Here is a 22,238-nt window from a genome sequence, read left to right on the forward strand (position 1 = left end):
TTTGAGGCTCTAGAAAGGAGGTGTTCCAGCCGCACCTTCCGGTACGGCTACCTTGTTACGACTTAGCCCTAGTTACCAGTTTTACCCTAGGCAGCTCCTTGCGGTCACCGACTTCAGGCACCCCCAGCTTCCATGGCTTGACGGGCGGTGTGTACAAGGCCCGGGAACGTATTCACCGGATCATGGCTGATATCCGATTACTAGCGATTCCAGCTTCACGGAGTCGAGTTGCAGACTCCGATCCGAACTGTGACCGGTTTTATAGATTCGCTCCTGGTCGCCCAGTGGCTGCTCTCTGTACCGGCCATTGTAGCACGTGTGTAGCCCAAGGCGTAAGGGCCGTGATGATTTGACGTCATCCCCACCTTCCTCACAGTTTGCACTGGCAGTCTTGTTAGAGTTCCCGACATGACTCGCTGGCAACTAACAACAGGGGTTGCGCTCGTTATAGGACTTAACCTGACACCTCACGGCACGAGCTGACGACAACCATGCAGCACCTTGTAAATTGTCTTGCGAAAGATCTGTTTCCAAACCGGTCAATCTACATTTAAGCCTTGGTAAGGTTCCTCGCGTATCATCGAATTAAACCACATGCTCCACCGCTTGTGCGGGCCCCCGTCAATTCCTTTGAGTTTCATTCTTGCGAACGTACTCCCCAGGTGGGATACTTATCACTTTCGCTTAGCCACTGAAATTGCTTCCAACAGCTAGTATCCATCGTTTACGGCGTGGACTACCAGGGTATCTAATCCTGTTCGCTACCCACGCTTTCGTCCATCAGCGTCAATCCATTAGTAGTAACCTGCCTTCGCAATTGGTATTCCATGTAATCTCTAAGCATTTCACCGCTACACTACATATTCTAGTTACTTCCTAATAATTCAAGTTTAACAGTATCAATGGCCGTTCCACCGTTGAGCGATGGGCTTTCACCACTGACTTATTAAACCGCCTACGGACCCTTTAAACCCAATGATTCCGGATAACGCTTGGATCCTCCGTATTACCGCGGCTGCTGGCACGGAGTTAGCCGATCCTTATTCTTACGATACCGTCAAGCTGCTTCACGAAGCAGTGTTTCTTCTCGTATAAAAGCAGTTTACAATCCATAGGACCGTCATCCTGCACGCGGCATGGCTGGATCAGGCTTGCGCCCATTGTCCAATATTCCTCACTGCTGCCTCCCGTAGGAGTCTGGTCCGTGTCTCAGTACCAGTGTGGGGGATCTCCCTCTCAGGACCCCTACCCATCGTAGCCTTGGTAAGCCGTTACCTTACCAACTAGCTAATGGGACGCATGCTCATCTTTTACCGTTGTGACTTTAATAGTAGAATCATGCGATTCAGCTATACTATGAGGTATTAATCCAAATTTCTCTGGGCTATCCCTCTGTAAAAGGTAGATTGCATACGCGTTACGCACCCGTGCGCCGGTCTCTGCTTCCGAAGAAGCATACCCCTCGACTTGCATGTGTTAAGCCTGCCGCTAGCGTTCATCCTGAGCCAGGATCAAACTCTTCATCGTATATTTTTTATATTATATTGCGATGCTTTATCTATCGGTTCTTCTCGAATCTCTCGATTCATTTACTCTTATTCTTTTGTTTTAACATCTCTGTTAAAACGGCTGTCAATTCAATATGTCTACGAACGTGTTTCTTTTCTTGTTTCGCTTGTTTCTCAAAGCGGGTGCAAAAGTAGAAAACTTATTTCTAAACGGCAAGAGATTTTTGAAGTTTTTTTTAAGAAAATTTCTTTCCTTTTTTCCTTCTCTCCTTACCAGTCTTTCAATGAGCTTCCCGTGTTTTGCGGGGTGCAAATGTAATATCCATTTTCAAATCTCACAAGCTTTTTCGAATCTTTTTTTTTGAAAATTTCTTTTCGTTTTAATTCGTTTGCTTGTCAGTATTTCAGTGAACGTCTATCGCTGTTGCGGGTGCAAAAGTAGTCACTTTATTGAGTTCTGCAAGCTTTTCATCGAACTATTTTTGATCTTTTTTCAAACTTTATCTTAACACTCTGATAACACCCCTTTTACAAATTAAACTATTTTTAGGTTTGAAAGGTTTTTCTCTAGTGAATTAGATTCAATACTACACCTTCCTTCGAAACACCCCTATTTTACTAGTCTCGCAAAGACACCAAGACGCCAAGTTTTGCTTTTTTGCCTTATTTTCCTCTGAAAACCCATCCCCTAGCCCCGATAGAAGCGGAAATCCTTTTGCTTTTTAAAGGAAAAAGCAAAAGATTGAAACCAATAGCGGGAGAAAGCTACTAAATACTCAAATTCCAAATTCCAAACCTCAAAGCTTCGACTTCGCTCAGCTGGACAAAAAACACTCTTATATATAGGTAGCAAAAAAAACAAACCCGACAGGTTATAAAACCTGTCGGGTTGTGGATTACAATTTATGGAAGAATACTTCCATTTTAAAAACGACTACATCTTTTCGATTAATCGTTTTCTATCACATACGAATGTTTATTTAATAATCAGCTTTTGCACAGAAGTGTTTCCGTCTTGCTCTACTTTTATTATATATACACCACTTGGTAAGCCTGAAATGTTTAATTCTGTTTTCTCTGTTTTAACGGAATGTACTTTTTTTCCGGACATATCAGAGATCAAAATGTTTTTAGCACTAGTAGAAGCAGATTCTATATGTACTTTTCCTTCCGTAACCGGATTAGGATACAACACAAAACCTTCTATTACATTAACCGGCAGCCCTAAAGTACATGCGGTACTTGATACATTTACTGTACGCGTTACTGTAGATTGGTTCTGCAAAGCATCTTTAACAGTGTAGGTAATTACATATTGCCCCGGAGTATTTACATCGACATTACCTGATACTACTACTGATGCAGTTATATCTGTATTTAAGTTGTCTTTAGCAGTATAACCAGCATCTGTGTACACACATCCTTTATCTATTGAAACTACGGCATTGCCTAAAAGCGTAATTGTAGGCTTAGCTATCTCTATTGTCACAGTCCAATTTTCAATAGATCTGTTTTGCGCTAACACATTGTACACTACAGGTCCGGTATAATTTAGGGTAGTTACACCACTATTTTGAATATAGGTTCCAATACGCAATGTTGCAAAATCCGAAACCTGAAAAACAGGCACCAAGGCACTTAAGTTAGCATTATTATTCACCACAACCTTAAGCGTTTTCAAAATCGGATCGATATGAGTTAGTCCAACCTGATTAGCTACTGAATAGTTAATAATACTTGCCTGAGAATTTTTCGCATTAATATCTACCGTATAATTTGTTCGAGAAAGCTTATTCTCTGAGACAACAGTTACTAAGAAGCTATTGCTATAATCTGAAGCAATTACTTTTGAGTTAAGTTGTTTTACCCCATCTACAAAAAGCTCAGCTCCCGGAGAAACAGTGAAATCTGCTACTAAATTCGATACATTATAACCAAATGGAACTGTTTTGCTTACGTTATTCCCTAAGATATCCGTATTGATCTCTTGCACTAAACCAGGGTTTGAAACTGTTTTAAAGTCATAGGAAAGCAATTTACTCTCATTACTTAAACCAGTAACTACTTTCACTGTATACGTTTCAGTTATTCCAGTATTAAAGCCAACTCCTTCAACTTTTAAAGTAATTGGATTGGTATAATCATTTGGTGTTACTCCATTAACTTGTGTAACACCACCTATTTTCGCAATACTTTTCATTCCTAAGGAATAATTTGCGATCGCAGCGGTTATATCCGCTCCGTCATTTAGTAATACTGAAAACGTTTTTGTAGGCGCATCATAACTCGTTGATAATTGATTTACAAACTCTATTTTTTGCAATAGAACTGGTACATTCCAGAATTTTCCATCACCCTGACCATTTGTATCGGCATTTGTTACAACAGCAGTGTTATCACTTATTGTACTATCAAATACAAACGGTTTGTCCCCTTCTGAAAAACTATAATACGCCAATAATCCAGGTTCGTTTCCAACGTATTTAGTTGTTGAATTTGCTGCAATTGTTGCCTGATTGCGAACTCCTGCCCATATACGAACTTCATCGATATTACCATTTAAACCACGAGCCAATCCTGCGTTATTACCTATATAGGCAGGTGCTGCAGCATTTGAAGTTGATGCCCCGGCAGTACCTGTACTGGTATAAGGAACTGAAACTCCATCAATATAAACTGTATACACGTTAGCAGCACTTACTGTATAAGCGATGTGGTGCCATGTATTTTGTTTAATGGTATTTACTCCTGTATTAATTACATATGGTCCGCCCGCTGTTGTAATAGAGATCACTAAACTATTTTCTTTATACAAACTCAAACTATTATTGGTATGAATAAAAGCCAACGCTGTGCTCTTATCTAAAAGCCTTGCAAAAGTTGTAGGTTGTTTTTGATTCACCCAAAGCTCATACGTATAATTATTAGTAAGATTCAAAGCTGGTGTAGCCCCTGTTATTATAAAGTCGTTTGCACCATCAAAAGTCCCTGTAACATTCGTAGCGTAATTTGCAGCATGTGAAAGTGTTATTGATTTAGAATCGTTTAAAGGATCTGTATCTGCAGGCAATTTTGTATAAACTTGAATTGTATAATCACCAGGCGCACCTAAATCTGCCTTAGTAGTAAATGTAATGGTAGCTGTTCCTCCTGCTGCAATTGAAGCAACTTGATTCTGAATTACTTCAGCACCATTGTTGATCTTATAAGCAACCGGGAAGTTCGAAATTGCTGCAGTTGAATAATTACGAATTACGGCCGAAACCGTCACAGGAGCATTTCCTGGTTTAATTGGTGCTGAAATTGCATCAATGCTGGCATCAGCAGCTGTAAAAGGCAGTACATTAATAGTGTACTCCTCTACTTCAAAATCACTTCTAGAACTTGTTAATCCATCAAAAGTTGGTCCAAGATTTACATTGAAATATTCTGATGGCGAACGGAACATGTGCAATACGCGCATTAATTTCTCACCAGAAGTTGTATTTGCCGGAATGGTAAACCCTCCTACCAATGTAGCCATATTTCTGAAATAATGTGTACTTGTGGTCGATGGTATAGCAGGTGAGGCAGAAGTTGGAGTAGTATTTACCCAAAAGTTTCCTGCATAAAATTCATCTGTTAAATTACCATCTCCGTTCAAATCGATCACAATCATTGTGAAAACCCCTGTTGCAGTTGCCGACAAATCTCTTGTAATTGGCGTTTCTGTCTTTGTAATAGTTACCTCTGGCTGATAAGTAAAGCCAGCATAAACCGGAATTTTTATGTTTTTAAAATCTGAATACGCTGTAGTTCCCGAATTGTTTACCACATCATTCCATTTGAAACGCGATATTGCGTATCCATTTGTATTGGTATGAACCGGTAATTCATTTTTATTATATACCACTTTTTCAACTGCATCATTAGCCGGGTTATTATCCGGCAAATCAGCTCCAGCTTTGATGGTATAAGTAGCATCAACCACTGATAAATCAGCTTTAGTCGTAAAAGTGAAACTTACTGTAGAATAGGCCGCTATCGTCGGAACATTTTCTGTAACTTTTGCTGCACCGTTTATTTGATAAAATACCGGATGATTAGTTAAAGTACTTCCTCCTAAATTACTAACTCTAATAGTCACATCATGCGTACTGGTCTTTTTTCCTAAAACTTCAGGAGTTGTAATCGAAACAACAGATACATCTGTTATCACTGGTTTTGCCACACATTCAATATCAGCTATCCATCCCAATTCATTTACATCACTATCTGAAGTAAATCTAAATGTTAGCTCTCCTCCTGCAGCTGTTGACGTTAATGAAGGAGGCAAAGTATTTCCTGTGAAGGTACCTAATAAAGGAGCCGATGTACTAGTTCCGTTATACACATATAAGTAGTCGTAATCCTGCTCAACATTAAAGGCAGAAAAAGTTACCTTAATACTATTTCCGGCTGTTGCAGGTTTAAAAGTTATCGTTTGCGAAAGATTGTTTGCGTAATTTGCATAACGCGAACCACTATCTGTAAATGTCGCTGCGCAAGTAGGTGCCGGAGCAGCTCCGCCCATTAAAACATCAGTTCCTGTATTACGAACACTTTTCTCTATCGTATTGTTGTCTGCAACCGCATCACCTGTATAGTTTACTTTTCCAACTACTGTGTAAAGTTTTGGAGTTGAAAAATCAGCCTTTTGCACAAAATCAAAAGATGCTTCCGTAAAAGGGTTAATTGGTCCAGGGATAGTTTCAATCACTTCTGCTCCACCATCAATTTTATATGAAACAGGTACATTGCTTACCGCAACAGGAGAATGATTGAATACTTTTACTTTTACAGTTTCACTGGCTGTTATTCCTGCATTTGGAATTAATGATGTTAATTCAAGATCTGTTGCAGTTGCCTCAAAAATCGAAACATTATCAATAAAAACAGAATTGTATACATTATCATTAGCGATAACTTGTACATCGTTATCCATAACCGACTCAAAAGCTACAGTAAATACTGTTCCTGCATAAGCCGATAAATCATATAATAATTCTGTATTGCCAGAGGTAGCCGTTCCCCCGTAAACACCAACATTCTCATAGCTATTTACCGGAGTACCATTTACAACAAGTCTAAAAAAGTTTTTGTTTGGTAATGGTGAAGCACCAACTGTACTCCAAATTAAATTAAATTTAAGTCCGATTGTTTTACCTGTTAAACTTGTCGCATCGATATTACAGAATGAGACTTTCTTAACGAAGTTTGGATTATTAGTAAATGCGTTAGCAGACGTACTGGCTACCCAAGGAGAAGAAGACGCATCTCCGGATCCTGCCATTTTTGCTCCGTCTACAAAATCTGCATTAATGTATTCATACTTCACTAAACCTGTTGTTCCTTTAGAAAACACATAATTAGCCGCTTTTCTGGAATTAAAATTCTCCACAAAAGGAAGAGTTGCAGCACTAACAACGGCTTGAGAAACCGGTTCTACATTTACTGCTCTTACTCTTTCAGAAACAATTCCTGACACAATATCAATAGTTCTAACTGAGAACCAGTTATCATCTCCTGTTGAAACTGTGAAAGTATAAGTAGGGTCAGTTACTGTTGCTACAACATCAAACTTGTACCCGTTCATTTTTAATACTTCATACTTTGCTCCCGGAATTGGATCCCAATCCATCTTATAGGACGAAACACCACATGCTGCAGGTGCTATCACTAAATTTCTAGGCTCTGTAATTATATTAAATACCTCTTTTGAAGTATCCACTTTCGAACCTACAATTACTCTTATTTTTGCGTTAGCAACAATTCCTGCAGGAACTTTCCATGCAAAATTTCTCGCAGCAGAAGGAACATCTTTCGCAATCAACTGATAGTTAATTCCTCCATCAACAGAATATTCGATTGTAAAAGGTTTTGCTTCTCCTTCATAATCCCAACGAATATACTCTGTACTATCTGTATCGAATTTTTCACCTCCGATAGGATAAGTCAAAATCAATTCAGGAGCTACTAAATCATACACCACTGAAAATTCTTGTGTACCAATTGGCACTCTTGAACCACTAACAATAATTTTATATGTTCCTGCTGCAGGATTATCCAAAGTGATTTGTTCAATATTATTCAAATTGTCCACACCGCGAACCGCATTAGCATTTGGCGTTGTAGCATTCAAAACCCATGGTAAAGTGGTTACACCATCTTTTACAATTTTTACATCAAGATCATTTACCAAAACAGAAGATGCTCCCGGTGTTCCTTGTAAATCTGTGTAAGCAAGCAGTACTTTCAAAGTCACTAATCCTGTCGGTACCACAATTTCTTTCTCATAGCTTTGACCATTAGATACTGTACTGGAATAAAAAGTTCTGTTATCTAAAGCTCTAACAGCTCTAAGACCGTTTAGATTTCCGAAACCATATTTATAATCCGGTCCAGGATTCCCTGCATCTTTAGAAGTACCCGTTACTAAGGCCTTCATTAAAGATGCTAACGGTTTTGCACCATAAATATTCTTGTATCTTTCGTAAAGTAAAGCAACTGTACCTGTAGTCCCAGGAGTAGCCATAGACGTACCACTCATGATCTGATAAGAATTGCTATAATCTAATGAATACACATTTGTTCCTACAGCTGCAATTTGAGGAACCAAACGCCCATCAATAGTTGGTCCAAAACTACTATAAGAACTGATTAAATCATCAGGATTATTTGCCGCTACATGCAGTGCATTTTTTGAATTTTTGGTTGAAGTATTAAATCCGCCTGGGTATGCTGTTTGTGCATTTCCATTTGAATAAATATTTAAAAGGTAAGGAAATGTTACAGTAACATTATCATCACCACGATCTCCGGTATCATATCTTCTGGTATTATAACCTGAAGTTAAATTTACTCCATACGAATTTGATGTTAATTCAATACCATCTTCATTCGCCGCTTTCACTCTTTCCTGCTGAACGCTTAAACCGTTAGACTGCGTATTAAAGTTCCAACCGAACATCTGTACTTCCGGAGCCATACCTCTTGCCTTAGGATCCAATAAACCGGCACCGCCAATAGTACCTGCCACGTGATCTCCATGCGAAGAATTTGATTCGTATTCTCTATTGATAACTCTACCAGTATGATCTTTATGAGGTTCAAGATTACCATCCCAAACACCAATTTTCACTCCTTTACCAGTTAATCCATAACCAAGACCAGGAATAGTAGACCCTAAAAGATTTGCTTTATGTGAAGTTACACCCGGCTTATTATCACTTTCTACTGGTGGTGCAACCAATTCAATGTTTTGTACCCAATTGAATTTTGCCACCTCCTCTAATTTTTCTTTAGAGGCCTGAATATAAATTTCATTAAAAGTCGTGTCATTGTTACTGTTTTTTAAAAACAAGCCTGCTAAATCCTGCTCGACACGTTTACGATCAACGCCTTTAAAATAGCTCACCACAACTTTAATTCCGTTACCACCTGCTGCAGCATAATCCGGAATTGCATTGTCTACAATCATTTGATCCAGTTTGAATTTTGGATCTACGGCAATCACAGCTCTTATATTGTCAGAAACACTACTCTTGTTATAAAATTCAGGAGCAATTTCGGCATAATAAGCGTTGTTCGATAAATAACTAAGTAATGTTATCCCTTGCGATTTTAACTTTTGTTGCTCTTCTACAGAAGGGATTTTTGTAAACTGCAACAGTGTGTACTCAGTTTTAAGGTTTTGTTTACTGGTACTTTTTTTGTCTTTAAACTGCTGTTTAAAATTGGAAGTGGTCGTGATTTTATTTCCGTTGACGGAAATGGCAAAATCACTGTCAGATGTCTTTTGTGACCATAAGGACATAGTCACTAATAACACAAATAGTGTAAGTAGTTTTATTCTCATAGATTAAATTGGTTTTGGTTAACATAGTGGTTGTTAATCAGTAAACCTACAAATTAAACTATAATTGACAAATTATATTTGTAATTAATTTGTTAAAAAACAAAGCAAAAACTCTTTTAACTACAAAAATTATAACAAAAACGCTTATTTTACGGGGCTTCAGCGAAAAATCAAAAAATCGCAAATTAAGTAAGTAAATTCTTTTGATTAAAACTTACTTTGTAATCCGAAACCAAAAACCGTAAAAAAAGACTTACAAAATAATTTGTAAGTCTTTTTTGAAAAATTTTTGAATATAATTTGATTATTTGTCTGCTTTTGTCTCTTTTACTTTTGTCTCCCAGTGACTCATTAAATCATCATAATTTACAGGATTAGCTGCTTTTTGATTCACGAGTTTTCCGGAATCAAATGCCCTGACCAAAATGGTTTCAATTAAATAATCCTCATTAGATTCAAAGGGCTTATATTCGGTTTTCAAGCTAATGTCAAATAAATTGGCTGTAGTATTTGACACAAAGGCTTTGAAACCACTTTTTAAAGTTTTGATTAACTCGTAAGTTGTTATTCCGGTTTGTCTGTGAACGAGTTTAACGAGTATCTGTCCTTGCTTACGTGAAAGTTTTTTAAGTCTTGCTTCAAATTCATTATTAAGATAATCTTCCACAATCTTAAAATATTTTTTCTTTTCTCGGTTGGTTTTCAGACGTGCCATTCCGCTATTCAATGCGGTCAACCGGTCTGCTGCAAGTCTTGCATAGGGATATACCTTATAGACACGGTTTTGAAGAATCATGAATTGCTTTTGCATTTCGGGATCCAGTTTTTCCTTAGAAATAATAATTTCAGGCAGTTCGATCGTATCATTCAAAATCGAATCCTGCTCAGTCAGTATGTAACCCATTTGCTCATTCTCTTTAGGTTTAACCTGAGCCTGACTAGTTAACGAAATCAATATAAAAAATAAAATAGGGGCAGTAAATCTCATCGAGTCATAATTTAAATGTAAAATTATATATTTATATACAACTCTGATACCAAATTTATAAATTAGCAAAAAAATATTTTTATGAGCACAAAATCGATCTTAAAAGATACCTCAATTGCTTTCCTCGAAAGCTACCTCAATAACGCTTCTCCTACAGGCTACGAAAGCGAAGGACAAAAACTTTGGATGAATTATCTAAAACCTTATGTAGATACTTTTATTACTGATACTTATGGAACAGCTGTAGGAGTTATTAATCCGGATGCACCGTTTAAAGTTGTAATTGAAGGTCATGCCGATGAAATTTCATGGTATGTTAACTATATCACAGATGATGGTTTATTGTACGTAATTAGAAATGGTGGTTCTGATCATCAGATTGCGCCTTCAAAGAGAGTACACATTCATACTAAAAAAGGAATTGTAAAGGGTGTTTTCGGGTGGCCTGCTATTCATACCCGTTTGCGCGATAAGGAAGAAGCACCAAAAATTAGTAATATTTTTATCGATTTAGGCTGCGAAACTAAAGAACAGGTCGAAGCAATGGGAGTACATGTAGGCTGTGTGATTACTTATCCGGACGAATTTATGATTTTGAACGAAAATAAATTTGTATGTCGTGCTATCGATAATAGAATGGGTGGTTTCATGATTGCTGAAGTAGCCCGTTTATTAAAAGAGAATAAAAAAACACTTCCTTTTGGTTTGTATATTGTAAACTCTGTTCAGGAAGAAATTGGGCTTCGCGGAGCCGAAATGATCGCTCAAACTATCAAGCCAAATGTGGCTATTGTAACGGATGTGTGCCATGATACCACTACTCCAATGATCGACAAAAAGGTAGAAGGAGATTTAAAAATGGGGAAAGGACCGGTTATTGCCTATGCGCCGGCAGTGCAAAATAAACTTCGTGATCTGATCGTAGATACCGCAGAAGAAAAGAAAATCCCGTTTCAGCGTCATGCCACTTCCCGTGCTACAGGAACCGATACCGATGCTTTTGCTTACAGTAATGGCGGTGTGGCTTCGGCATTGATTTCTCTGCCTTTGCGTTATATGCACACTACTGTAGAAATGGTTCAGAGAGAAGATGTTGAAAATGTAATTCAATTGATTTACGAGTCACTACTTAAAATTGAAAACAACGAAACTTTTTCTTATTTTAATTAGTTCTTAGTACTTAGTCCCTGGTTCCTGGTGATTTGTTATTACGATTAGTAGCCAGGGACTAGTTACTTTAAAAATTATAAAATATGTTTATGAGATCTAAGCTTAGAGCTAAGAACTAGGGACTAAGGACTAAAAACTCAACCAGAATATTATGAAAATACTACTACTCGAAGACGATTTTACCTTATCTAAAGAAATCTCCGCATTCTTTACTTCAAAGGAGTTTGAGTGTTTTCCTTATTACGATGGGGCATTATTGCTAAAGAAATATTTTCCTTATGAATATGATTTAATCATTCTGGACATTAATGTTCCAGGCAGTAATGGTATTGAAGTTTGCAAAGGTATTCGGGAAGTCGATAAAAAGACTCCCATTATTATGCTTACTGCTTTTAGCGAAATTGAGGACAAACTGGCTTCTTTTGAGAGTGGTGCCGATGATTATCTGGTTAAACCATTTCATTTCGAAGAACTCTATGCCCGAAGTTCCTCACTTTTACGACGAAAAGAAATTCCACAACAGGTAGAAACAAAAATAGTTATTGCCGATTTAGAGATTCTGGAAAGTGATATGAAAATATTTCGTTCAAATGAAGAAATCAAACTGACCCCTAAAGAATTCAAACTTATTTTGATTCTGGCTCATGCAAAAGGCAAAGTTCTGTCGAAACAATTCATTGCAGAAAAACTTTGGGATTATCACATCGAAACCAATCAGAATACCATTGAAGTTTACATTAATTTTTTAAGAAAAAAAATCGACAAGGACCACGACATTAAACTGATTCGGACCAAAGTCGGGTACGGATATTATTTGAGCGATCAGGAATGACTTTAAAAAATCGAATATCACTTTTAGTAAGCTTATTATTTACAATCCTTTTTGGATTGGCTTCTACATTGATATTTGTTTTGTATTCCAATTTTAGAAAAGAAGAATTTCGAGATCGACTGGAAATTAAGGCACTTTCAAATATCAAGCTTTTAGTCAATGTTAAAGAAGTTGACGATCAGCTTTTAAAAATGATCGATCAGAATTCTATTAACCAATTATATGATGAGAAAACACTGGTCTTTGATTCTAATTTTAAACTAATTTACAGCAGTATTGACGATGCCAAAATTAATTGGTCAGTTGACGATTTAAAATACCTCAAAAAGCATAAAACTTTTTTTAAACAACAAGGTGATTACGAAGTATACGGTGTTTTTTATGATACAAAAGACAGGGATTTTTATGCTTTAATATCTGCCACAGACGATTATGGTAAACGAAAATTGCTTTTTCTGCGCTATACCTTAGTGGTTTCATATATCTTTTTTACTTGTATTTGCTGGGTTCTAACCTCTTTTATGGTCAAAAAAGCCATGAGCCCACTGAGTATCTTTCATCAAAAAATAAAAAATATAAACGAGAATAATCTTGATACTCGAGTTGCTTCTAAAAACAATAAAAACGAAATTGATCTGATCGCCAATGAGTTTAATTTCATGATGGACCGAATTGAAGTTTCCTACCAAAAACAAAAAGAATTTACAGCCCACGCCTCACATGAGTTAAGAACTCCCCTATCGAGAATTACTTCACAAATTGAGAACACTATTGCCGATCCCGCAACATCTGATAAAGGCAAAAATTTTTTAAAAACCATTTTGTCGGATATCAATCAACTGACTGAATTGATTAACTCACTATTAATTCTGTCCAAAATTGACAATAAGAAAAACGAAAACAAGGAAATTCATCGTATGGACGAAATTTTGTTTTCGGCCATCGAAAATCTGAATAAAAGCTATCCTGAATTTTTAATTTTATTTGAAATAGAAGAAAACAATAATCTGGATACTACTTTAGAGGTTAATGGCAATAAAAATTTACTGGAAATTGCTATAACCAATATTCTTAAAAATGCCTGTGTTTACTCTGATAATCAACAAGCAAAAGTAATCATAAGTACTCAGGATGATCAATTAGTGCTCTCCATTTCAAACACAGGAGAGACTTTAAATGAGGAAGAACAAAAAAATCTTTTTCAACCTTTTATGCGTGGCAAAAATTCGAAAGGCACTTCGGGTTTTGGCCTTGGATTACGTATTGTTCAACGTATCCTAACACTTCATAACGCATCTATAACCTACAGTGTTCCAGATATTAACACGAATTTATTTCAATTATTTTTTCATTTGTAATTTATTTTAAGTTATTTTTAAGGTAGATTTTAAGGTATCTTAAAGTCTGGTGATAGCATATTTGTATAAATTAAAAATGATACAATGAGAAAACTCTGTGCATTCCTACTTGTACTTTTCGGTCCGGTAGTTTTGGCTCAAAAAACGGTCACCCTTCAGGACTGTGAAAGCCAATTTCTTAAAAACAACCTCTTTTTGTTGGCATCACAATATAATATCGATGCTTCTAAAGCGCTAACCATTCAAGCCCGAATTTGGGATAATCCCTCTCTGACGGCAGAATTAAATGCCTACAACCCCGAAAGAAATCAGTATTTTGATATTGGAAAGCAAGGGCAAAAAGCATTCGGTATTGAGCAGTTAATCTACTTAGGTGGAAAAAAACGCAACGAAATCAAGCTGGCCCAAACTAACGAACAATTGGCCGAATTACAGTTTAATGATTTACTAAGAACTTTAAAATTACAATTAAGAAAGAGCTTCTTCACAGTGTACTACAACAAAAAAAGTCTTGAAACTACCGACAATCAGCTAGCACATATTGAAGACCTGATAAGCTCTTACACAGTACAAGTACAAAAAGGCAATATTCCTCTAAGAGATCTTGTTCGTTTGCAATCGCTGTATTTGAATTTTAAAAATGAGCGTATGGAAGTAGTCAATGAAAACATTGAAGAACAGGCCAATTTAAAATTGCTTTTAAATTCAGCCGAAAATGTGATTCCGGAAGTCTCTAAAGAAGAATTTAATAAGTATACCAAAACAATTCCTTTTGATCTTAAGACCTTTCAGGACGAAGCGATTGCGAATCGTCCGGATTATTTAGCCAAACAAAAGGATATTGAAGCCAATGAAATAAATGTAAAATGGCAAAAAGCGCTTTCTGTCCCTGATATTAGTGTGGGAGCCACTTACGATCAGCGTAGCGGAGCTTTTAACAGAGAAGCAAATCTGACTCTTGGAATTCCACTACCTCTTTGGAATAAAAACAAAGGAAATATTAAATATGCAAAAACAATTTTAGAACAATCAAAAATTGAGAAGCAAAATTTTGACCTGCAATTGCAAACAGAAATTACATCGGCATGGAACAAATGGGAAGAATCCCGTAAAAACTATGTGGTCATAAAACCAACTGTTAATTCAGACTTTGAGGCGGTATATAATGGGATCCTGACCAACTTCCAGAAAAGAAATATCAGTTTATTAGAATTTACTGATTTTATGGAAAGTTACAATCAGGCTTCAATTCAGGTAAATGAACTGAAGAAAAAAGTTATCCTTTCAGGCGAAGAATTAAATAGTACCATCAACAAAGACTTATTCTAAAACTAAATAAAATGAAATATAAACTACTAATAGGAATTGCACTCGTGAGTTTATCCCTCACAAGCTGTAAAAAAGAAGTTGAAAATCCGAATACGAATACCTCTTTTGCTTTAAGTGACTCTATGTTAAAAACGACTACAACAGCAGAGGCACAAACACAACCGGTAAAAAATGTATTAAGTTTTTACGGAAAAATTACTGCCGATAATAACAAAATGATTGATGTTTACCCTCTTGTTGGCGGAAACGTAATTAAAGTAAATGTCGAACTTGGGGATTATGTTCGTAAAGGACAAGTTTTGGCGACCATAAAAAGTACGGATATTGCCGATTTTGAAAAGCAGTCTATCGATGCCAAAAATGATTTACTGGTCGCTAAAAATCATTTAAAAGTAGCTCAGGAATTATTTGACGGAAAATTAAATTCCGAAAGCGATGTCCTTCAGGCAAAATCAGAGGTCAATAAGGCACAATCGCAATTGAGTAAAGTTCAGGAAACCTATAAAATTTACAACATAAAAGCAGGTTCTATTTATGAAGTAACTGCACCAATTAGTGGTTTTATCATTCAAAAAAGTATCAATCAGGATATGCTTTTGCGAAATGACCGTTCTGAAAACATCTTTGATATTGCAGAAATCAGCGAAGTCTGGGCATTGGCAAATATTAATGAAATTGATATTAATAAAGTAAAACTGGGTATAGATGCCGACGTCACTACACTAAGTTATCCTGATAAAGTTTTTAAAGGAAAAGTAGATAAAATTTTCAATGTTATTGACCCTGAAACAAAGGCAATGCAGGCACGTATAAAATTGGAAAATCCCGGATATATGCTGAAACCTGATATGAATGCGAATATTAAGTTGTCGTATAGCGAAGGTGAGTCTATGATAGCCGTACCCAGTAAAGCAATTGTTTTTGATAAAAGTAAAAACTTTGTTATGATTTTTAAAGATCGTCATAACATTGAGACCAGACAAGTAGACATTTACAGAGTGGTAGGCGATGTAACCTATATTTCGAAAGGTCTGAAAGAAAGTGAAAAAGTAATTACCAATAATCAATTATTTATCTATCGTGCCTTAAACGAATAATGAAATGGAAAAGTCTGCAAAAATATTGGGGTTTGCCACGTTATTTATTTCCACGCTATCCTTTTCGCAAGAAACTGATTCGATACGAAAATATAGTCTGGGATTTCAAATGACGTCTATCTATCAATACCATCCGGCTTTTCATGCTAATTATTCCGGGACCAACAGTATGTCACCCGAAGCCGAAGGCGCTTTGTCATTAACATCAACCTTATATCTCGATGTTCCACTTTGGAAAGGAGCCACAATAACTTTTAATCCCGAAATGTCCGGAGGTGAAGGTTTATCTCAGGCCCGAGGATTGGGTGGTTTTCCTAACGGAGAAACTTTTAGAATTGGAGATACCAAACCAGTGGTTTATGTCGCCAGAATGCTTTTGGAACAAAAGTTTCAGTTTAAAAACAATAGATCATTACAGCTTGTTTTTGGGAAATTTGGACTATCAGACTATTTTGACAATAGTCCGTACTCGCACGACCCCAGAACACAATTTCTAAACTGGGCACTAATGACACATGGAGCGTGGGATTATGCCGCAAACACCCGAGGATATACAGATGGATTATATGTAAATTATCAATTTGATTCCTGGCAGATAAGAGCTTCATTGTCTGCTTTACCAACCTACGCTAACGGACCCAATGTCGAATTTAGTTTTAAAGATTCCAACGCCATCAACGTAGAAATTGAAAAGCAGATAATCTTTAAAAATATGGACATAGCCAACATCAAGTTACTAGGCTTTCGAAATGTAGCAGGAATGGGAAATTACGGTGAGGCTAATTCAAACTTTATCACATTTCCGGATATAAAAAGTACCAGACAAGATGGACGTACAAAATGTGGTATAGGTTTAAACATGGATTATACACACGGAGATAATTGGGGACTGTTTGCCAGAATGAGCTATAATGACGGTAAAAATGAAACCTGGGCTTTTACAGAGATTGACAGATCGGCACAGTTGGGAATAAACCTTAAAGGAAAAATGTGGAATAGAACCAATGATTTTGCCGGTATTGCCATAGTCGCCAACGGATTATCAAATCCACATAAACAATATCAAAAGCTCGGAGGAAATGGTTTTATGATTGGTGACGGTACACTAAATTACGGAATAGAGCAGATTGTAGAAGTTTACTATTCTTTCCTAGTGCCCAATACCCATATTACACTTTCCCCGGATTACCAGTTTGCCATGAATCCCGCCTATAATAAAGACAGAGGCCCCGTTCAGTTTTTTGCCTTACGTTTTCATACGGAATTCTAATTAGAAAATACAGATTATAAAGAATGCTCCGCACAGCAGCATCAGAAACAAAAATTCATCATTAAAAATACTTTTTAAAATGAACAAATTCATAAGAAACATTATAGCTTTTTCCCTAAAAAATAAAGCGTTTACCTTTTTCTGGGTAGGAATATTGGCCGTTGCAGGATTCATTTCTTTCAAGAACATGCCAATCGACGCTTTTCCGGATGTAACCAATACCCAAATTATTATCATCACTCAATGGAACGGAAAAAGTGCTGAAGAAGTAGAACGTTTTGTAACCTCGCCTATTGAGATCTCCATGAACTCAGTACAAAAGAAAACCAGTGTTCGTAGTATCACAATGTTTGGTCTGTCGGTAATCAAAATCATCTTTGATGATGGTGTCGATGATACATTTGCACGTCTTCAGGTTAATAATCTTTTAAAGAATGTTTCTCTTCCGGATGATGTAGAACCAGATGTTCAGCCTCCTTATGGACCAACGGGAGAAATTTTCAGATACATTGTAAAAAGCGACAGCAGAGACAGCAGGGAATTGTTAACCTATCAAAATTGGGTGATAGACAAACAATTACGTTCTGTTCCCGGTGTTGCCGATTTGAATGTTTTTGGAGGACAAACTAAAACCTATGAAGTTGGAGTTGATCCTATAAAACTAGCCAAATATAACATTACACCGCTTCAGGTTTACAATGCTGTAAATGGAGGAAATCTGAATGTTGGTGGGGATATCATTGAAAAAAACGGTCAGGCTTTTGTCGTGCGTGGAGTTGGGCTTCTGAAATCAATCCAGGATATCGAAAATATTATTGTAGACGATGCAAACGGAAATCCAATCTTAGTCAAAAATTTAGCAACCGTTTACGAAAGTGCGATGCCAAGAGTCGGACAAACGGGTCTGGCTAAAAATGATGATGTTGTAGAAGGTATTATTGTAATGCGAAAAGGTGAAAATCCTCAAGAAACATTAGCCTTAATAAAAGCCAAAATAAAAGACCTTAACGACAATGTTCTTCCAAAAGACATCAAACTGGTAACCTTTTACGATCGTGATAATTTAATGAATTTCACTACTGAAACGGTTATGCATAATTTATTCGAAGGAATTATACTGGTTACTTGCGTTGTATTTCTTTTCATGGCCGACTGGAGAACTACTTTTACGGTCTCGATTGTAATTCCGTTATCGCTATTATTTGCTTTCTTATGTCTAAAAATGATGGGAATGAGTGCCAACCTACTAAGTTTAGGCGCGGTCGATTTCGGGATTATCATCGATGGTGCTGTTGTAATGGTTGAAGGATTATTTGTAGTGTTAGATCATCGGGCGCATCAATTAGGAATGACGGCCTACAATAAAATTGCTAAAGGAAGTCTGATCAAAAAAACGGGAGCAGAAATGGGTAAAGCCATATTCTTTTCTAAGTTGATTATCATTACCGCTCTACTGCCAATATTCTCCTTTCAGAAAGTAGAAGGAAAAATGTTCTCGCCTTTGGCCTACACTCTTGGTTTTGCTTTAATGGGAGCCTTACTTTTCACTCTGACACTGGTACCTGTTCTATCGCATATTTTATTGAACAAAAATGTAAAGGAAAAAAACAATCCGTTTGTCAATTTCTGGGATCGAATTGTAGGTAAAAGTTTTGCATGGACTTTTAAACATAAAGTAAAAGCGCTAATTGGTTCCATAGCGCTGTTAGTAGCAGTTTTCTTCTCGGCAACATTTTTAGGTACAGAATTTTTACCGCAGTTAAATGAAGGGGCTTTATGGGTAACAGCCGAATTACCAATGAGTACCTCATTGCCTGAAAGTGTCAAAACTGCCGCTATCATCCGAAAAGATTTAGAGAGCTTTCCTGAAGTTAAAAATGTTTTATCACAAACCGGAAGAAGTAATGACGGAACAGATCCAAATGGTTTTGGATTTATACAACTCCAGGTGGATTTAAAACCAAAATCCGAATGGAAACGAAAAATTACAATGGATGAATTAATTAACGAAATGGATGAAAAACTAAGAGTTCATCAGGGAATTACCTATAATTATTCTCAGCCAGTAATTGATAACGTAGCTGAATCTGTTGCTGGTTTTAAAGCCTCAAACGCAGTAAAAATCTATGGTGATGACCTCGATAAACTTGACGAATTATCCAATGAAGTTTTGGCTCAAATAAAAAATATTCCAGGTATAAAAGATGCGGGAATACTACGAAATGTTGGTCAGCCTGAGATTAGTGTCGTCCTTGACCGAGATAAAATGGCTGCTTACGGCGTAACATTAAGTGATGCACAAGCTGTTTTGGAATTGGCTTTTGGAGGAAAAACAGCCACTCAAAAATATGAAGACGACAAAAAATTTGATGTAAGAGTCCGCTTTTCGAAAGAATATCGTAAAGATGAAAATGATATTGCAGAACTTAAAGTTCCAACTATCAGCGGAATAAAAATTCCGTTAAAAGAGATTTCCGATTTAAAAACTATAACTGGTCCTGCCTTTATCTACAGGGATAACACCAAACGTTTTATTGGAGTAAAATTCTCTGTACGTGATCGTGACTTAGGAAGTACCATTGCAGAAGCACAGGCAAAAGTAGCAAAAATGAAACTTCCAACAGGTTATACTGTTGGCTGGACGGGAGAATTTGAAAATCAGGTTCGTGCCAGTGCACGATTGGCTCAGGTTGTACCTATTAGTTTAATTGGAATTTTTGTACTGTTGTTTATATTGTTTGGAAATATTAAAGATTCTCTGTTGGTTTTAGCCAATGTTCCTTTTGCTATTATTGGAGGAATTATTGCCCTGCATCTAACCCGAATGAATTTTGGAATCTCGGCAGGTGTTGGTTTCATTGCATTACTTGGAATATGTATTCAAAACGGTGTGATTTTGATCTCCGAGTTTCATCATAATCTAAAAGCTAAGTTCTCACTCGAAGAATCTATTTTTAGGGGAGTAAAAGCCCGAACAAGAGCTGTAGTTATGACTGCCCTGATGGCTTCAATAGGTTTAATGCCAGCGGCTATTTCGACAGGAATTGGCTCTGAATCACAAAAACCATTGGCAATTGTTATTATTGGAGGTTTAATTACTGCCACGATTTTAACCCTCTTGGTTTTCCCAATCATTTTCTGGGTATTCAACCGTAAAAAACACGTTCCAATTGAATAAAGAGTTTTAAGATATATTAATTGGTTAAATTAATTTGATTCCGTTTTAACGAAAAAGCACCATTATTTTTTTAATGGTGCTTTTTTTATGTATCGCTATTCAGGGTGAGCAATCTTTATCAAAGAAAATCCTTCAACTTTCTTTCAAATTATTTTCCCTTTAGGAAAAGAAACTATGTGGTTCTCTGTACAGTCTTTTGCGTGACTTTGTGAAACAATTACCAGGATATAAAATGAAAAACGACCTTCTGCTCAAAGAAGGTCGTTTCCTATACTAACTCAAAACTCGATTTAAACTTTTATTTTAAATCTTTCAAAATGTCTATTGCTTCTGTTGCGTTTGATAATTGTGCATATTTCAAAGCGGTAAAACCTTTTTCATTTCTAGCAGAAGCATCAGCTCCTTTTGCTAATAATACTCTCATAATATCCACTTTGTTATAACGGGCAGCGATCATTAAAGGTGATAAACCTTCTGACATTTCATTTACGTCAGCTCCATATTCTAATAATTTTTTAACAAAATCTAAATCTCCTTTACCAACAGCCACATTTAATGGTGTTGAAAAACTATTTACAATTTCCAATTGTGGTTTCACAATTGATGTTTGATTTGACGCCATTGCTACATTTGCAAATGCTACTAAAGCAACTCCTAGATAAATGATTGAATTTTTCATAATGATTGATTGTTAATTGTTGATTGATTGATGATTTTTAAATTCTATGTAAATGTAATTCTATTTTATGTATTATGTATAACAAAGTACCATGTTTTAACTAATTCTTAACATTCAATTAATAAAAGCGATTTAAAGTAATTTGAATGTTAACTATCAGCTTTCTTAATAGACGCTTGAAAACCCAATATGTTACAGTTTACAGAAAAAAAACATATAAAATCTTATTATTTTTTTTCCACGTTGCAAATACGAACCGTAACTTTAATAACTTTACAAAACAAAAAGCCTTATAAATAAAGGAGTTATACTTTAAACTAGCTGAACAAAAAAAAAACAACCTAAAACCACAAAATATGAAAATCCTAAAAAGAATTCTAATCATTCTAATTCTTATTGTAGCCATCGTCCTGATTGCAGCTTATTTTATGCCTAAAAATTATGCTATAGAAAGAGAGATTACCATCAACAAACCTGTTGACAGCGTTTTTAATTATGTGAGATCTCTTAAAAATCAAAATGAATTTAGTGTTTGGGCCAATCTTGATCCCAAAATGAAATCTACTTATACAGGAACTGATGGAGATGTTGGATCGGTATCTGCCTGGGAAAGCACAGTAAAAGAAGTTGGTGAAGGAGAACAGGAAATCACAAAAATTACGGAAGGAAAACGCATTGACTTTGCTTTACGTTTCAAAAAACCAATGGACGATACAGCGATTGGTTTTATGTCGACAGAGACTGCACCGGGAAATCAAACCAAAGTAAAATGGGGAATCAGTGGCGTTATTCCTTACCCAATGAATATTATGCTGCCTATGATGAAAATGGACCAAATGATTGGCAATGACCTACAGAAAGGTCTGGAAAATTTAAAAGTCAAAATGGAAGAATAAAAATTGACCTAATTAGTATAAATCAAATCCGACAAGTTTTAAAAGCCTGTCGGATTT

11 protein-coding genes and 1 rRNA gene are annotated in these 22,238 nt (G+C 36.4%); 8 read left to right on the plus strand and 4 right to left on the minus strand.

Annotation, left to right across the window (positions count from 1 at the left end):
* Positions 1 to 13 precede the first annotated feature (13 nt).
* The 3 genes from OGZ34_RS16495 to OGZ34_RS16505 all read right to left on the minus strand — a co-directional run bounded on the left by OGZ34_RS16495 (position 14) and on the right by OGZ34_RS16505 (position 10,372).
* Positions 14 to 1,527 (minus strand): 16S ribosomal RNA (locus OGZ34_RS16495).
* A 957-nt stretch (positions 1,528 to 2,484) separates the two neighbouring features.
* Entirely contained in the window at positions 2,485 to 9,384 is a 6,900-nt protein-coding gene (locus OGZ34_RS16500) for a S8 family serine peptidase (RefSeq protein ID WP_263360949.1), read from the minus strand.
* Positions 9,385 to 9,688: 304 nt separating this feature from the next.
* Positions 9,689 to 10,372, minus strand: coding sequence for a DUF4294 domain-containing protein (locus OGZ34_RS16505; protein WP_263360950.1), 684 nt, complete (start codon positions 10,370 to 10,372; stop codon positions 9,689 to 9,691).
* A gap of 81 nt (positions 10,373 to 10,453) precedes the next feature.
* Here OGZ34_RS16505 and OGZ34_RS16510 point away from each other — a divergent pair, with 81 nt between their 5' ends.
* The 7 genes from OGZ34_RS16510 (at position 10,454) to OGZ34_RS16540 (ending at position 20,606) form a co-directional block, all read left to right on the plus strand.
* Complete coding sequence (locus OGZ34_RS16510; protein WP_263360951.1) at positions 10,454 to 11,542, plus strand: M42 family metallopeptidase; 1,089 nt, start codon at positions 10,454 to 10,456, stop codon at positions 11,540 to 11,542.
* A 151-nt stretch (positions 11,543 to 11,693) separates the two neighbouring features.
* Positions 11,694 to 12,374 (plus strand): response regulator transcription factor, encoded by a 681-nt coding sequence (locus OGZ34_RS16515; RefSeq protein WP_173967483.1) that lies wholly within the window; start codon positions 11,694 to 11,696, stop codon positions 12,372 to 12,374.
* On the plus strand, positions 12,371 to 13,732 hold the full coding sequence (locus tag OGZ34_RS16520) for a sensor histidine kinase (protein WP_173967484.1): 1,362 nt from the start codon (positions 12,371 to 12,373) through the stop codon (positions 13,730 to 13,732). The genes OGZ34_RS16515 and OGZ34_RS16520 overlap by 4 nt, the downstream gene beginning before the upstream one ends.
* 84 nt (positions 13,733 to 13,816) lie before the next feature.
* Positions 13,817 to 15,061 (plus strand): TolC family protein, encoded by a 1,245-nt coding sequence (locus tag OGZ34_RS16525; RefSeq protein WP_263360952.1) that lies wholly within the window; start codon positions 13,817 to 13,819, stop codon positions 15,059 to 15,061.
* Positions 15,062 to 15,072: 11 nt separating this feature from the next.
* Positions 15,073 to 16,158, plus strand: coding sequence for an efflux RND transporter periplasmic adaptor subunit (locus tag OGZ34_RS16530; protein ID WP_173967486.1), 1,086 nt, complete (start codon positions 15,073 to 15,075; stop codon positions 16,156 to 16,158).
* Between the two features lie 4 nt (positions 16,159 to 16,162).
* Entirely contained in the window at positions 16,163 to 17,428 is a 1,266-nt protein-coding gene (locus OGZ34_RS16535; protein ID WP_263360953.1) for a carbohydrate porin, read from the plus strand.
* Between the two features lie 79 nt (positions 17,429 to 17,507).
* Positions 17,508 to 20,606: an efflux RND transporter permease subunit gene (locus OGZ34_RS16540; RefSeq protein ID WP_173967488.1), complete on the plus strand. Its 3,099-nt coding sequence runs from the start codon at positions 17,508 to 17,510 to the stop codon at positions 20,604 to 20,606.
* Between the two features lie 298 nt (positions 20,607 to 20,904).
* Here the strand turns inward: OGZ34_RS16540 and OGZ34_RS16545 are convergent, their stop codons facing one another.
* Complete coding sequence (locus tag OGZ34_RS16545) at positions 20,905 to 21,285, minus strand: ankyrin repeat domain-containing protein (RefSeq protein ID WP_173967489.1); 381 nt, start codon at positions 21,283 to 21,285, stop codon at positions 20,905 to 20,907.
* A gap of 356 nt (positions 21,286 to 21,641) precedes the next feature.
* Between OGZ34_RS16545 and OGZ34_RS16550 the strand changes: the two genes are divergently transcribed.
* On the plus strand, positions 21,642 to 22,181 hold the full coding sequence (locus tag OGZ34_RS16550) for an SRPBCC family protein (RefSeq protein WP_173967490.1): 540 nt from the start codon (positions 21,642 to 21,644) through the stop codon (positions 22,179 to 22,181).
* The last annotated feature ends 57 nt before the right edge of the window (positions 22,182 to 22,238 follow it).

The organism is Flavobacterium collinsii (assembly GCF_946903285.1).
GTDB classification, from domain to species: domain Bacteria; phylum Bacteroidota; class Bacteroidia; order Flavobacteriales; family Flavobacteriaceae; genus Flavobacterium; species Flavobacterium collinsii.

What these genes read in the sequence shown, in the direction of transcription:
- OGZ34_RS16500 (WP_263360949.1), bottom strand. Translation starts at nt 9,384, where the DNA reads ATGAGAATAAAACTACTTACACTATTTGTGTTATTAGTGACTATGTCC.
- OGZ34_RS16505 (WP_263360950.1), bottom strand. Translation starts at nt 10,372, where the DNA reads ATGAGATTTACTGCCCCTATTTTATTTTTTATATTGATTTCGTTAACT.
- OGZ34_RS16510 (WP_263360951.1), top strand. Translation starts at nt 10,454, where the DNA reads ATGAGCACAAAATCGATCTTAAAAGATACCTCAATTGCTTTCCTCGAA.
- OGZ34_RS16515 (WP_173967483.1), top strand. Translation starts at nt 11,694, where the DNA reads ATGAAAATACTACTACTCGAAGACGATTTTACCTTATCTAAAGAAATC.
- OGZ34_RS16520 (WP_173967484.1), top strand. Translation starts at nt 12,371, where the DNA reads ATGACTTTAAAAAATCGAATATCACTTTTAGTAAGCTTATTATTTACA.
- OGZ34_RS16525 (WP_263360952.1), top strand. Translation starts at nt 13,817, where the DNA reads ATGAGAAAACTCTGTGCATTCCTACTTGTACTTTTCGGTCCGGTAGTT.
- OGZ34_RS16530 (WP_173967486.1), top strand. Translation starts at nt 15,073, where the DNA reads ATGAAATATAAACTACTAATAGGAATTGCACTCGTGAGTTTATCCCTC.
- OGZ34_RS16535 (WP_263360953.1), top strand. Translation starts at nt 16,163, where the DNA reads ATGGAAAAGTCTGCAAAAATATTGGGGTTTGCCACGTTATTTATTTCC.
- OGZ34_RS16540 (WP_173967488.1), top strand. Translation starts at nt 17,508, where the DNA reads ATGAACAAATTCATAAGAAACATTATAGCTTTTTCCCTAAAAAATAAA.
- OGZ34_RS16545 (WP_173967489.1), bottom strand. Translation starts at nt 21,285, where the DNA reads ATGAAAAATTCAATCATTTATCTAGGAGTTGCTTTAGTAGCATTTGCA.
- OGZ34_RS16550 (WP_173967490.1), top strand. Translation starts at nt 21,642, where the DNA reads ATGAAAATCCTAAAAAGAATTCTAATCATTCTAATTCTTATTGTAGCC.